We start from the raw sequence: 14,796 nt of genomic DNA on the forward strand, positions 1-14,796 counted from the left end.
GGGAGCCTCCAAGGTGCGGCGCTTCTGCGGGGTCGCCATGAAGCGACAGTGAAGCCAGCGGAGATGTCGGAGACACCCAAGAAAAAAGGCGCCCCATGGGGCGCCTTCGTTTCAATCAGCGGCTCACTCAGCCGTGACCGCCACCGCGCGGTCCGCGCTGGCCACCGCCGCCGGGCCGTCCACCGGGGCCGCGGCCACCCGCGGGGCGACCACCGGGACGCGGACCTGCGTGCTGCGGCCGGTTGCCGCCACCAGGACGACCCTGAGGCCGGGGACCACGGGGCTGCTGGCCGTAAGGATTGAACCCGGGGTTCGCATGATCCGACGGGAAGCTCGGGGCATTACCGGGGTGGCCGTAGGGACGCGCCGCACGCTGCGGCTTGCCCGCGCCAGCACCCTGCGCGCCACGCGGGCCGCGCTCGCCCGCAAAGCCGCCGCCCTGGTCGTTGCCGAAGCGGTTGCCACCAAAGCCGCCGGCACCTGCGCCGGGACCGCGCTTGCCCGCACCACCGGGCTTGCCGCCCGCGCCGGGGCGCCCGCCGGGCTTGCCACCGTAGGGCTTCTTCGGGCCGCCGGGACCGGCATTGCGATGACCGGCAGGACCGGTGTCCACGCCGTCCGGCACGTACCAGCTGCGGAAGGCGGCGGGATTGCCATCCGGCAGCGGCTTCGGACCCTTCGGCGCGCGCTGCTTGAACGGCTTCTGCGACTGCTTGGCGGCCTGTTCGCCGCTGACGGTCAGGCCGCCGTGGGGCTTCTTGCCTCGGCCACGGCCGCGGTCTTCGCGCACGTGGTCGAAGCGGCGAAGCTCACGGCCTTCGTCGGCCGTGTTGTGGCCGTTGACGTAGGCGCTGCCGCTGCGGCCGCCACCAAGATGCACGGTGGACTTGGAGGCCTTGCGCTGGCCGATGACCGGCTGCAGCGTCAGTGCGGCGGGTGCGCCGTCTTCAAGACCCAGTTCCTTGCGCAGCGATTCCACCTGCGCGTCCGCCAGTTCCTGCGACTGGCCGCGCAACAGCGGCTGCGGCAGGCTCACCTTGCCGTAGCGCACGCGCTTGAGGCGGCTGACCTGGCAACCCTGCGATTCCCACAGGCGGCGCACTTCACGGTTGCGGCCTTCCTTGACGACCACGCGGAACCAGTCGTGCGAATCGGTGCCGCCGATGCGCTCGATCTCGTCGAACTTGGCCGGGCCGTCGTCCAGCGCCACGCCGCGGCGCAGGCGGTCGACGACGTTGTCCGGCACGCTTTCCTGGCCTTCCGGCGCGCGCACGCGCACCACGTATTCGCGCTCGACTTCGTACGACGGGTGCATCATCGCGTTGGCGAGTTCGCCGTCGGTGGTCAGCAGCAGCAGGCCGGTGGTGTTGATGTCCAGGCGGCCGATCGCGATCCAGCGCGCGCCCTTCAGGGCCGGCAGCGCTTCGAAGATCGTCGGGCGACCTTCGGGATCTTCGCGGGTGGTGACTTCGCCTTCGGGCTTGTTGTAGATCAGCACGCGGGCCGGCTCGGTCAGCGCGCTGGCGACGAAGGTCTTGCCGTCCAGTTCGATCTTGTCGCCGGCCTTGACCGACAAGCCGGTCTGCGCGGTTTCGCCATTGACCTTGACCAGGCCGTCGGCGATGCGCTGTTCCAGCGCACGACGCGAGCCGAGGCCGGCCTGCGCCAGCACCTTGTGCAGGCGCTCTTCCAGGCGCGCAGCTTCGACGGGTGCGGTTTCACGCTTCAGGGACAGCTTGCCCAGCGTGGTCTTCTTCGGGGTGTTGCTCATTGCTTTTGCTCCGACGGTGCCCGGTCTTCCTCATCGGAAGCAGCGGCGTCGTCATCTTGGGGGTGGGAATCATCGGTGCTGCCGGCGTCTTCGCCGGTGTCGTCCGATGCGTTGTCTTCGTTCTCGTTGTGGTCGCCGTCGTTCGATGCGTCGAGGCCGTGCCCGTCTTCATCGTCGCCGGCGTCATCGTCATGGCCGTCCACCGGGGCATCGCCACTGGCGATGCTGACCGGCAGCGGGGCGCCGTCGAGCGGCAACTGCGGTTCCAGTTCGCCGATGTCCCGGAGTTCGGACAGCGGGGGCAGTTCGTCCAGGCGCTTGAGCCCGAAATAATCCAGGAAGCCCTTGGTGGTGCCGAACAGCGCGGGCCTGCCCGGCACGTCGCGGTGACCGACCACGCGGATCCATTCGCGCTCTTCCAGCGCCTGGATGATGTTGCTGCTGACGGCCACACCACGGACCTGTTCGATCTCGCCGCGCGTGATCGGCTGGCGGTAGGCGATCAGGGCCAGGGTTTCGAGCGTGGCACGCGTGTACTTGGTCTTGCGCTCGGTCCAGAGGCGCGCGACCCAGCCATGCACGTCGGCCTTGACCTGGTAGCGGTAGCCGGAGGCCACTTCGACCAGCTCCACGCCGCGGTCGGCGCAAGCCTCGGTCAGGTACTGCAAGGCAGCTTCGACGCTGCCTTCCGGCGCCGGTTCCTCTTCCGGGAACAGGCCATGCAGCTGCGCCAGCGTGAGCGGCTGGGTGGCGGCCATCAGCGCGGCTTCCACGATGCGGTTGATGAGCGATTGATCCATGCGGTCCTGTCGTTCGTGCAGGCAGCGGCGCGGGGCGGCTGCGTCAGGGGGTGTCGTTGGCGGCGTCGGTATCGTCGAACTCGCTGGAGAACTGCAGCGGTTCGTTGGTGTTGTTCAACGCCAGCGACTTGATGTAGATCGGCGCGAGCGGGCCTTCCTGCACGATGTCCAGCAACTGTTCCTTGGCCAGTTCCAGCATGGCCAGGAAGGTCACCAGCACGCCCAGCTTGCCTTCCTCGACGGTGAACATGCTTTCGAAGCGGTGGAACTTGCCGTCCTCCAGCCGCGTCAGCACGTCGCCCATGCGTTGGCGCACGCTGAGCGCCTCGCGCCGGATGGCGTGGCCGCTGAAGAGCTCGGCGCGCTTGAGCACGTCGTGCAGCGCCAGCAGCATCTCCTTCAGTTCCACCGGCGGCGGCAGCTTCACAGCGGCACGGTCCGGCACGTCGGCACTCACCGGGGTAGTGTCGCGGTCCTGGCGGGGCAGGGCGTCCAGGTCCTCGGCGGCCTGCTTGAAGCGCTCGTACTCCTGCAAGCGGCGCACCAGCTCGGCGCGCGGATCGCCTTCGTCGCCCTCCTCGGAAACCGGTCGCGGCAACAGCATGCGCGACTTGATCTCGGCCAGGATGGCGGCCATCACCAGGTACTCGGCCGCCAGTTCGAAGCGCAACTCCTGCATGACATTGATGTAGTCCACGTACTGCCGGGTGATCTCGGCGACGGGGATATCCAGGATGTCCAGGTTCTGCCGGCGGATCAGGTACAGCAGCAGGTCCAGCGGGCCCTCGAAGGCATCCAGGATGACTTCCAGCGCATCCGGCGGGATGTACAGGTCCTGCGGGATCTGCAGCACCGGCTGCCCATGCACGACCGCCAGCGGCATTTCCTGCTGCTGCGGATGGGTGGACGGGTTGGTCTGAGTCGCGTCGGACGCGAGTTCTGGGCTCATCAAGAAACAGCCATCGTGCTAATCACAGCCTCGGCATGCGTGCGGCGCGCGGCAGGGGCGGCGCGGTTCCGGCAATGCGCTAACAACATCATGCGTCGCAGGGCGAACGCTTCCCTTACAGCAACCAGCAATGCACACCGCGGGGGCCGCGGAGGCAGACAGCGAGAGGTCGTCGGGCGCGGGCGGGTGGGGGCAGCGAATCGAACATCCCGGTGTCCCCGTGGAGGGGTGGGCGGACCGTGGTGGCCGGTGCCTCCCCTGGACGGGCCGCTGCTTCCGGCCGTGCAATGGAAGACAGGGTAAGCGCTGGCCGGGACCGTGTCCAGCGCCGTGCGGCGGAGCGGCACGTACAATTCAGGCTTCGACTCCGGAGTGAACACCATGTGGTATGCCATTGAAGGCCATGACGCGGCCGACGTCCTGCCGAAGCGCCTGGAGGCCCGGCCGGCCCACCTGGCCCGCCTGACCGCCCTGCGCGACGAGGGTCGCCTGCTGCTGGCCGGCCCCTGTCCGGCGATCGATGCCGAGGACCCGGGCCCGGCCGGTTTCAGCGGCAGCATCGTGATCGCCGAATTCGACTCGCTCGAGGACGCGCGCGCCTGGGCCGATGCCGACCCCTATGTGGACGCGGGCGTCTACGCCCGGGTGGACGTGCGCCCGTTCCGCAAGGTCCTGCCGTGAGCCGGATCGACCGGATCCGCGCGGCGTTGCAGGCCGCCCTGCAGCCGACCGCGCTGGAGGTGGTGGACGACAGCCACAAGCATGCCGGGCACGAGGGTGCCCGCGACGGGCGCGGCCATTTCACCGTGAGGGTCGTCAGTCCGGCGTTTGCCGGCAAGGCGCCGCTGGCCCGCCACCGTGCGGTCTACGCCGCCCTGGGCGAGATGATGCAGACCGACATCCATGCACTGGCCATCGAGGCGCGGACGCCGGACGAAGTGGGCTGAACCCCGTCTCGTTTTCCGGCACTGCGGCATGCAGTGCGTTGTGAAAACGTTTACATTCGCCCCCTTTCGTATCGCCGGGAGGGCGCCATGACCCGTAACCACCATCCCCTCGCACCCCATCCCTTGCGGGTGGGCCTGTTGGCTGCCCTGCTGGCCGCTCCCGTCGCGGCCAAGCCGCCGGTCTACGCCACCCCGGCCGAAACCGCCTTCGTCGACGCCCTGCTGGCAAAGATGACGGTGGAGGAGAAGCTCGGCCAGCTGAACCAGCCTCCGGGCGTGGGCAACAACACCGGCCCGGCCGCGATGGCCGGCAACGAGGACCAGATCCGCCGGGGCGAGATCGGCTCCTACCTGGGCACCCAGGGCGCGGCATTGACCTGCCGGTTGCAGAAGATCGCCGTCGAAGAATCGCGACTGGGGATCCCGCTGCTGTTCGGCTATGACGTGATCCACGGCCACCGGACCGTCTTCCCGGTACCGCTGGGCGAGTCGTCCAGCTTCGATCCGGATGAGGTCCAGCACGCCGCACGCGTCGCCGCGATCGAGGCGGCCGCGCACGGCATCCATTGGACCTACGCGCCGATGGTCGATATCGCGCGGGACCCGCGCTGGGGCCGCATCGTGGAAGGCGCGGGCGAAGATCCTTATCTGGGTTCGGTGCTCGCCGCGGCACGTGTGCGCGGCTTCCAGGGCGACGACCTGCGCAAGCCGGATGCGGTGCTGGCCACGGCCAAGCATTTCGTCGCGTACGGCGCAGCCGAAGCCGGGCGCGACTACAACGTGGCCGACATCTCCGAGCGCACGCTGCACGAGGTCTATCTGCCGCCGTTCAAGGCGGCCGTCGATGCGGGCGCGCAGTCGATCATGGCCTCGTTCAACGAGATCGCGGGCGTGCCGATGCACGCACACCGGCCGTTGATCCAGGACCTGCTGCGCAAGGAGTGGGGCTGGGACGGATTGCTTGTCAGCGACTACACCGGCGTGATGGAACTCATGCCGCATGGCGTGGCCGCCAATCCGGAACAAGCCGGCACGCTAGGCCTGCGCGCCGGCGTCGATGTCGACATGGTCAGCCAGATCTACGTCAAGGACCTGCCAGCTGCCGTCAAGGCAGGCCGCGTGCCGATGGCGGAAGTGGATGCCTCGGTGCGTCGCGTGCTCAATGCCAAGTACCGGCTTGGCCTTTTCGACGACCCCTATCGTTCCTGCACGGCCGATGGCGCGCGCGAACGCGCAATGACACTCACGCCGGAGCATCGCGCCGCCGCGCGTCGGATGGCGCAGAAGTCGATGGTGCTGCTGGAGAACGAAGGCAACGTGTTGCCGCTATCCAAGTCCGTGCGCACGCTGGCCGTGATCGGGCCACTGGCGGACCATCGTCGCGCGATGCTGGGCAACTGGGCGGTCGCGGGGCGCGAGGAAGATGCGATCACGCCGCTGGAAGGCCTGAAGTCCGCGCTTGGCGACAAGACGCGGATCGTCGTGGCCAAGGGCGCCGATATCGACAGCCAGGACACCCGCGGATTCGCCGAGGCCGTTGCCGCGGCGAAACAGGCCGACGCCGTGGTGATGTTCCTCGGCGAACACCCGGACATGAGTGCGGAGGCCAACAACCGCACCACGCTCGACCTGCCGGGCGTGCAGGAACAGCTGGCGCTTGCCGTCGCCGCCACCGGCAAACCGGTCGCCCTGGTACTGCTCAATGGTCGGCCGCTGTCGATCGGCGGCTTGAAAGGCAAGGTGCCCGCGATCCTCGAAGCCTGGTTCCCCGGCGTGGAAGGGGGTCCCGCCATCGCGGACGTGCTGTTCGGCGACGTGAATCCTTCGGCCAAGTTGCCGGTGACGTTCCCGCACAACGTCGGCCAGGTGCCGATCTATTACGCGCACAAGAACACTGGCCGCCCGCCGCGCGAGGAAGAGAAGTACACCAGCAAGTACCTCGACGTGCCGTGGACGCCGCTCTATGCCTTCGGCCACGGCCTCAGTTACACGACGTTCCGCTACGACGCGCCGGTCGTGTCGAAGAAGACGCTGGCGCCGTCGGCGCTGCAGCAGCAGGTCAGCGTACGCGTCACCAACACCGGCAAGCGGGCAGGCGAGGAGGTCGTGCAGTTGTACGTGCGTGACGACGTCGCCAGCGTCACCCGTCCGGTGAAGCAGCTCCGTGGCTTCCAGCGTGTCGCGTTGAAGCCGGGCGAATCGAAGGTCGTCACCTTCGCGCTCGGTTTCGATGATCTATCGATGCTCGACGACCGCATGCAGCGCGTCGTGGAGCCGGGCACGTTTACCGTCTTCGTCGGCGGCAGCTCGGAGGCGACACGCGAAGCGAAGTTCGACGTGGCGGCCAAGTAAATGTGAGGCGATGCAGCATGCGTGAATATGCTGCATCGCAAAATATCTGCGAGTACCTGAAGACTCGCGCAAGTGTCTGAATTTCTGGTCTTTTTGGCATCGAATAACGCGGGCTTTACACGTTTCCGTGAAAACGGTTACAGTCCGCGCCACTTGTAGCAGTCATCACCGCGGAGGGGCGGGGAATGGCGCGAACCTCGGTCACCATCAAGGATGTCGCACGTGAGGCACGGGTATCCGTGGCTACCGTTTCGCGTGCCTTGAACGGTCACGAGAACGTCGCCGAAGCCGTGCGCCAGCAGGTTCTGGCCACCGCCGACCGCCTGCGTTACCAGCCCCATGCCGCCGCCCGCAGCCTCAGCAGCCGCCGTACGCAGACCATCGGCGTGGTGCTGCCCGATCTCTACGGCGAATTCTTCTCGGAATTGATTCGCGGCATCGACCAGGTGGCCCGCGCTCGTCGCCAACATCTGTTGGTGTCCAGCTACCACGGCCACCCTGAAGAGCAGGGCGAGGCCTTGCGCGCCATGCGCGGCCGCGTGGACGGTCTGCTGGTGCTGTCGCCCTATACGGACCAGCCCGGCTTCCTGGTGGACAACCTGCCGTCGGCGCTGCCTGTCGTACTCATCAATACCGACGTGCACGAAGCGGCATATCCCGCATTGACGATCGATAACTACAGCGCGGCTGTGGCGATGGTCGAACATCTGGCCCAGGCCGGCCACCAGCGCATCGCCTTCATTGGCGGACCGGAAGGCAACTTCGACGCACGCGAGCGCCTGCGTGGCTATCGCGATGCATTAGCGCGCGTCGTTCCCGGTGCTTCGCCGCACGAGTTCAAGGGCGATTTCAGCGAGTCCGCCGGCTACGAAGCCGGCAAGCGCATCGCCCAGATGAAGGAGCGGCCGCAGGCGGTGTTTGCGGCGAACGACATGACGGCGCTTGGTTGTCTCTACGCCTTCAACGAAGCCGGCATACGCGTACCGCACGATGTTGCGCTCGCGGGCTTCGACGACATTCCGCTGGCGCGCTTTGTTCACCCGACCTTGACCACGATGCGGGTCAGTATTGCCGAGTTGGGTGGACAGGCGATGAGCCGGTTGCTGGACACGATCGATTCCGATGGCGAGCGCGTGGCGCCGTCGGCGACGCTGGTTCCCGAACTGATCGTGCGGGAATCGAGCATCGGAGCGGTGCCCCAAGCGAAGAAGTAGCGAGAAAGAGGCACCCGCTTTTTTTTAGGCGGGCTTGTAACCGATTACAGGCGGCCATCAAGCCGGCCAGCAATGAAACAACTTTTTGGAGGGAGAGAGCCAATGAAGCATCGCAACCGTTCCACATTCCAACCCAAGCGCAAGCTGCTGACGTGTGCGTTGGCCAGTGTGCTGGTCATCGCAAGTGGCCATGCCATCGCCCAGTCGTCGAACGCCACGCTGCGCGGCAAGGCCGAAGCCGGTGCGCAGGTCACCGCCGTCAACACCGCCACCGGCACCAAGCGTCAGGTCACGGCGACCGCCGATGGCAGCTATGCGCTGGTCGGCTTGGCGCCGGGTACTTACAAGGTGACCTCGGGCGGCACAGAACGTACGGTGACCCTGCAGGTCGCGACGTCGGTCAATCTGGATCTCGCAGGCGCAGCGCCGGCCGCCCCGGCAGGCGATGCGACCACGCTGGATACCGTGCGCGTCACCGCACCGCCGCTGCAGGAAGTGAAGACTTCCGAGGTAGGCACCAACGTGTCGCTCAAGCAGATCAACACCGTCCCGCAGCTGACGCGCAACTTCCTCGAGTTCGCCGACACCGTGCCGGGCATGCAGTTCACCACTTCGCAGGGCAATGGCCAGTCCCAACTGCGCGGCGGTGCCCAGAAGACCAGCGCGATCAACGTCTACATCGATGGCGTTGGCCAGAAGAACTATGTGCTGACCGGTGGCGTGTCGGGCCAAGACCAGAGTGCGGGCAATCCGTTCCCACAACTGGCGATCGGCGAGTACAAGGTCGTGACCTCCAACTACAAGGCGGAGTTCGATCAGGTAGGCTCAGCCGCCGTCATCGCCCAGACCAAGTCGGGTACCAATGAGTTCAAGGGTGAGGTGTTCACGCGTTACACCAACACCTCGATGCGCCAGCGGACCGTCGGTGAAGAAGCGGCTGGTACCGATAAGGACAAGACCAAGCAGAACGAGTACGGCTTCGCGCTGGGTGGCCCCATCATCCAGGACAAGATGCATTTCTTCTTCAGCTACGAAGCCAAGGACTTCGTGTTGAACGTCGATCCGGTGGCGGTGCCTGCCAACCGCGCTAGTTATCAGGATTTCCTGCCAGATCGAATCCGTGCCCAGTACGGGCCGACGACGTCGCCATTCGCAGAGGATCTCTACTTCGCGAAGATCAGTTGGGATGTCGGTGATAACGACCGCCTCGAGCTTTCCGCCAAGTATCGCGATGAGGAGGCTGTCAGCGGTAATGGTGGTACCACAACGGACAGCGCTGCGAAGGTTAATTTCAATACCGAGAAGCGATACGACCTGCGCTGGATGCACTACGGCGAGTCGTACCTAAACGAAGCGCGCGTGACGTATGAGGATGCGCTGTTCAATCCCGCTGCTTACATTATTGGCAACCAGTCCGTCTTTACGCGCGGACTGCGCGAGAACGAGGTTCTGATTACCAGCGACTCCACCAGCGCGCTGTCGATCCAGCGCAAAGGACAGAAGGGTCCCGCGTTCCAGAACGACCTGACGTTCAACTCGTTCGAGTGGATGGGCGACCATGTCGTCAAGATGGGCGTGAAGTACAAGTCGGTCGAATTGACGCAGAGCGAGAACTCCGCCATCAATCCGACTTTCCGTTACGCCGTCAACGACGGCTCGGAGACGCCGAGCGCGTACCTGCCGATCGGCACGAACACGATCCCTTACCAAGTGAACTTCAACGCTCCGTTCGAAGGGGCCTCACCAATCGTCACGACCAAGTCTAAGCAGTACGGTATCTACATCCAGGACGACTGGGATGTCACCGACCGCTTGCAACTGAACCTCGGCCTGCGTTGGGATTACGAAGAAATCCCGTCCTACCTGGACTTCCAGACCCCGCAGGAAGTGGTCGACGCGTTGTACGGTCCCGGAACGGGCAGCAACTCGGGCGGCGTATACGCCGATCAGTTGCGCGCCGGTGGCGTCAATATCGAGGACTACATCAGCACCGGCAACAACCGCAAGGCCGACAAGAATAATTGGGCGCCGCGCCTGGGCTTCTCGTACGACCTGACCGGCGACGAACGCTGGGTGCTGTTCGGCGGTGCGGGCCGCAGCTACGACCGCAACCTGTACGACTACATGGGTCTGGAGCAGGTCAAATCGGCGCTTTCGACCTACCGGATCAACTTCGTAGAGAGCTCGGGTTGCGCTCCCGTCTCCGCCACCTGCGTGAACTGGGATCCGCGCTACCTCAATGGCATGGATGAGCTCTATTCGCTGGTCGACGTCCGCAACCGCAATGGCGAGATCGACTTGATGAACAACGATCTGGTCACGCCGTACTCCGACCAGTACTCGTTGGGTATCCGCGGCACCATCGGCGAATGGAATACGTCGGCGACCGTGGCATACGTCCACAGCAAGGAAGGGTTTGTCTTCACCCTGGGCAACCGCTACCCGAATGGCAACTTCTATGACGCGCCGTCCTGGAACGCCAACGATATCGCGCAGCCGTGGGAACACTCGCCGCCGGGCTTCGGTTCGCTGATCCTGGGGGACAACGGCATCGAGACCAAGACAACGCAACTGCTCCTGTCCGCTGAGAAGCCGTATACCGAAGAGTCTGGCTGGGGTTTCACCGCCGCGTACACGTTCTCGCGCGCCAGGGGCAATCGCGGTGGCGACGAGCACTATTCTTTCGACGCAGCCACCATTGAGGAATATCCCTTCATCGATCTGAAGGCGGTTTCGCGCCATCGTTTGGTGATGACCGGCATTTATGATCTGCCGTGGGGCATCACCGCCTCCGCGAAGGTCACGCTGGCCACACCGCCGCCGGGTAATCTCGTCGCGGGCTGGTGGGAGTACGGTTCGACGACGGCCGTGCCGCCGTTGATCGTGTCTGTCGACGCTCCCGGCACACTCGGCACCAAGCAGCTTGACTTGTCGCTGTCCAAGCGTTTCGACATTGCCGAGGACATGGCGTTCGAAGTCCGCGCGGACATGATCAACGTGACCAACGCAGCGAACTACAGCAGTTACCGCACGACCTTCGGTTCCGGTGGTGTTTACGATCCGGAAACAAGCGTGATCAGCTCCGGGCTCGGCGTCACCAGCTACACGCCGCCTCGCACGCTGTTCGTCAGTGCGCGTCTGACCTGGTAACGGGGACGACGTCATCGGCAATGTTCGGGACCCGCGCAAGCGGGTCCCGTCATATGGGGAGGGGAGATGGACCGGAATCCGATTCGCGAAGTCGTGGTGGTGGGTGGCGGTTCGGCCGGCTGGATGGCCGCTTCGGCGCTGGTCAGGCATCTGGACCGGACCTGCAAGGTCCGGCTGGTGGAGTCCGACGAGATCGGCATCATCGGTGTCGGTGAGGCCACGGTGCCCCACATCCGCACGTTCAATGCGCAAGCGCTGGGGCTGGACGAAGCGGAATTTGTCCGCGCCACCCAAGGCACGTTCAAGCTCGGCATCGAGTTCCGCGACTGGGCACGCATCGGCGACCGTTACATGCATGGGTTCGGTACGGTGGGGCATGACCCTGGGCCGGCCGCATTCCATCACTACTGGTTGCGTTTGTTGCTCGCCGGCAAAGACGTCGGCGACATCGGGTCCTATCAGTTGCAGACGGTGGCGTCGCGCGAGGACAGGTTCCTGCCCGGTGCAAACGATGTCCCGCCGACCTCGCCGCTGGCATCGGTCGCGTATGCCTACCACTTCGATGCAACGCTCTATGCACGTTACCTGCGAGGATTCGCGGAAGGGCAGGGTGTCGAGCGGATCGAAGGCAAGGTCGTCGACGTGGAACTTCGTCCCGAAGACGGTTTCGTCTCGGCCGTCGTCATGGCCGATGGCCGTCGGATCGAAGGCGACCTGTTCATCGACTGCTCCGGCTTCCGTGGCTTGCTGATCGAGCAGGCGCTCAAGACCGGTTACGAAGATTGGAGCCATTGGTTGCCGTGCGATCGCGCGGTCGCCGTGCCGTGCGCGCGCGTGGGCGATCCGACGCCGTATACCCGATCGACGGCGCGCACCGCGGGATGGCAGTGGCGCATTCCGCTGCAGCATCGCACCGGCAACGGCCTCGTCTACTGCAGCCGCTTCCTCAGTGACGACGAAGCTGCAAGCACGCTGCTCTCGAATCTGGATGGCGAAGCTCAGGCAGAGCCGCGGCCTCTGCGTTTCGTTACCGGCAAGCGCAAACAGTTCTGGAACCGCAACGTGGTGGCGGTCGGATTGGCCAGTGGTTTCATGGAGCCCCTGGAGTCGACCAGTCTGTTGCTGATCCAGACCGCGATTCTCCGGTTGCTGGACATGTTCCCGCGTCAGGGCATCGATCCGGGCCTGGTGGCGCGCTACAACGAACGCACGCATTTCGAATACGACCACATCCGCGACTTCCTGATCCTGCACTACAAGGCCGTGGAACGCGACGAGCCGTTCTGGCGCGAGTGCCGCGAGATGCCGATTCCCGACACGCTGCAAGCCAACATTGATCTGTTTCGCAACAGTGGACGTTTCTACCGGGACGGAGAGGAGTTCTTCGCGCTGCAGAGCTGGATCCAGGTGATGCTGGGCCAGCGCATCGTGCCGAGCGCGTACTCACCCCTGGTGGATCGGTTGTCGGAAGCGGAGGTCGAGGCCTTCGTGGCGAATGTCCGGCAGACGATCGACCGCTGCGTGCAGGCGATGCCCAAACACCAGGCCTTCATCGAGCGGCACTGCCGTGCGCCTGCAGTGAGCTGAACCTGAGTGGCGTTTTTGACGCTGCGGTGCAGCATCTCGCCATTTATTTTATTTCACAGAAACAATGACTTGCGGGCGGAAGAGATCGGGCTTGGCCGTTTTTGCCATGGCCGATGAAAACGGTTACATTTCCTTGGTGAGATGTCATCCGTGGAGGGCGGACGTGACGCACGAGTGGCTTACCCGACGCGTGTTGCGCGTGAGTGCAACAGCGCAGGAACGACGGTCGCCGGTCCATCCAGCGACGGAAGCTCGTGCCTTATCCGCCCCTTGCCTCCCAGGCACCGGAATTCCCCTTTTCCTTTGAACCGCCGGCGAAACCTGTCGCCGATCCGGCGTGCAGTGTTCCGCTCTCGTATGTAAACGTTTACAGCTCAGCATGATGACCACGAACGAAGCCCGCTTTCCGTTGACGCGCACCATCACGGCGTTCCTCCTCACCGTGACGATCGCCGCTTGCCAGAAAACCCCGGAGCCCGCGCCCAAGCCCGAGGCCAAGCCGGCGGCGCCGGCCGTGGCCGCCAAGCCCGAGCCGCCGGCCAAGCCGGAACTGCCGCCGCTGTTCCGCGACATCGAGCGTCGTACGTTCCAGTTCTTCTGGGATACGACCAACGAAGTGAATGGACTGACGCCCGACCGCTATCCGTCGCGGCCCTTCGCCAGCATCGCCTCGGTGGGTTATGCGTTGACGGCGTATCCGATCGGCATCGAGAACGGCTGGGTCAGCCGCACCCAGGCCGTGGACCGCACGCTGACCACGCTGAAGTTCCTGCGCGACGTGCCGCAGGGCGCGCAGAAGGAAGGGCGGGGTGGCTACAAGGGGTTCTATTACCACTTCCTCGACATGGACACCGGCCAGCGCTTCAACAGCTGGGTCGAACTCTCCAGCGTGGACACGTCGTTGCTGATGATGGGCGTGCTATTCGCGCAGTCGTATTACGACCGCGACGACGCGCGCGAGAAAGAGATCCGCGAGATCGCCGATACGATCTACAAGCGCGTGGACTGGACGTTCCTGCAGAACAACAAGCCGCTGATCTCGATGGGCTGGTTCCCCGAAAGCGGCACCATCCCGCACGACTGGAAGGGCTACAACGAAGCCATGATGGTCTACGTGCTGGCGATGGCGTCGCCGACGCATCCGGTGGGCCAGGACGCATGGGAAGTCTGGACGCGCAGCTATGGCGAGCTGTGGGGCGTGTTCCAGGGGCAGGAATACCTGACCTTCGCGCCGCACTTCGGTCACCAGTACAGCCACGTCTGGATCGACTTCCGCGGCATCCAGGATGCCTACATGCGCGAACGCGGCATGGACTACTTCGAGAACAGCCGTCGCGCGACCTACGCCCAGCGTGCCTACGCCACCGAGAACCCGATGAAGTGGAAGGACTACGGCGAGAACGTCTGGGGCCTGACCGCCTCGGATGGCCCGCAGCAGACCTTGCAGGAGTATCGCGGCGAACAGCGCCAGTTCCGCCACTACTCTGCGCGTGGCGCCGGCTTCCGCGAGAACTTCGACGACGGCACCATCGCGCCCACCGCGGCGATCGCCTCGCTGCCTTTCGCGCCTGAGATCGTGATCCCGGCCACCGAGGAGATGCACCGCCGCTACGGTGACTATCTCTACTCGAGCTACGGTTTTCTCGACTCGTTCAACCCGAGTTTCGACTACGACATCCCGTTGAAGACCGGCCGCATCGTGCCGGGCAAGGGCTGGGTGGCCAGCGACTACATCGGCATCGACCAGGGCCCGATCCTCGCGATGATCACGAACTACCGCAGCGAGTTCGTCTGGAACGTGATGAAGAAGAACCCGTACATCCGCGAAGGCTTGAAGAAGGCCGGCTTCGAAGGCGGTTGGCTGGATGCGAAGACCGAGCAGGCAGCGCAGACCGCGCCGACGGCGCCCACCGCGCCGCCGGATCTCGATGCCGCCGCCGCACGTGCGTTGGGCACCGCGGAATCGCGCGCGAACCAGGCCGCACAGCCCGAGGCGGCGCGTCCGCAACAGCCGGAGTAAGCTGCA

At 65.1% G+C, this 14,796-nt stretch carries 9 protein-coding genes and 1 pseudogene; 7 read left to right on the forward strand and 3 right to left on the reverse strand.

What is annotated here, in order from left to right:
* Positions 1 to 127: 127 nt before the first annotated feature.
* The 3 genes and pseudogenes from ACSION_RS09230 to ACSION_RS09240 form a co-directional block, all read right to left on the reverse strand.
* Positions 128 to 1,771, reverse strand: coding sequence for a pseudouridine synthase (locus tag ACSION_RS09230; protein ID WP_435305734.1), 1,644 nt, complete (start codon positions 1,769 to 1,771; stop codon positions 128 to 130).
* An 8-nt stretch (positions 1,772 to 1,779) separates the two neighbouring features.
* Positions 1,780 to 2,571, reverse strand: a pseudogene (gene scpB, locus ACSION_RS09235) (SMC-Scp complex subunit ScpB); the annotation flags it as partial.
* Between the two features lie 43 nt (positions 2,572 to 2,614).
* Positions 2,615 to 3,520, reverse strand: coding sequence for a segregation and condensation protein A (locus ACSION_RS09240; RefSeq protein ID WP_435305735.1), 906 nt, complete (start codon positions 3,518 to 3,520; stop codon positions 2,615 to 2,617).
* 381 nt (positions 3,521 to 3,901) lie between these two features.
* Here ACSION_RS09240 and ACSION_RS09245 point away from each other — a divergent pair, with 381 nt between their 5' ends.
* From ACSION_RS09245 to ACSION_RS09275, 7 genes are all read left to right on the forward strand, one after another.
* Positions 3,902 to 4,201, forward strand: coding sequence for a YciI family protein (locus ACSION_RS09245; protein ID WP_093485528.1), 300 nt, complete (start codon positions 3,902 to 3,904; stop codon positions 4,199 to 4,201).
* Positions 4,198 to 4,467, forward strand: a complete 270-nt coding sequence (locus tag ACSION_RS09250) for a BolA family protein (RefSeq protein ID WP_435305736.1) — start codon at positions 4,198 to 4,200, stop codon at positions 4,465 to 4,467. The genes ACSION_RS09245 and ACSION_RS09250 overlap by 4 nt, the downstream gene beginning before the upstream one ends.
* An 87-nt stretch (positions 4,468 to 4,554) precedes the next feature.
* Positions 4,555 to 6,819, forward strand: coding sequence for a glycoside hydrolase family 3 N-terminal domain-containing protein (locus ACSION_RS09255; protein WP_435305737.1), 2,265 nt, complete (start codon positions 4,555 to 4,557; stop codon positions 6,817 to 6,819).
* A gap of 185 nt (positions 6,820 to 7,004) precedes the next feature.
* The gene (locus tag ACSION_RS09260; protein WP_435305738.1) at positions 7,005 to 8,033 is read left to right on the forward strand and encodes a LacI family DNA-binding transcriptional regulator; all 1,029 of its coding nucleotides are present in this window, start codon (positions 7,005 to 7,007) and stop codon (positions 8,031 to 8,033) included.
* Positions 8,034 to 8,135: 102 nt separating this feature from the next.
* Positions 8,136 to 11,183, forward strand: coding sequence for a TonB-dependent receptor (locus tag ACSION_RS09265; RefSeq protein ID WP_435305739.1), 3,048 nt, complete (start codon positions 8,136 to 8,138; stop codon positions 11,181 to 11,183).
* Between the two features lie 66 nt (positions 11,184 to 11,249).
* Positions 11,250 to 12,770 (forward strand): tryptophan halogenase family protein, encoded by a 1,521-nt coding sequence (locus ACSION_RS09270; RefSeq protein ID WP_435305740.1) that lies wholly within the window; start codon positions 11,250 to 11,252, stop codon positions 12,768 to 12,770.
* A 382-nt stretch (positions 12,771 to 13,152) separates the two neighbouring features.
* Complete coding sequence (locus ACSION_RS09275) at positions 13,153 to 14,790, forward strand: glucoamylase family protein (protein ID WP_435306689.1); 1,638 nt, start codon at positions 13,153 to 13,155, stop codon at positions 14,788 to 14,790.
* Positions 14,791 to 14,796 lie beyond the last annotated feature (6 nt).

Origin of the sequence: Pseudoxanthomonas sp. LjRoot125 (assembly GCF_964252705.1) — a bacterium.
Classification (GTDB): Bacteria; Pseudomonadota; Gammaproteobacteria; order Xanthomonadales; family Xanthomonadaceae; genus Pseudoxanthomonas_A.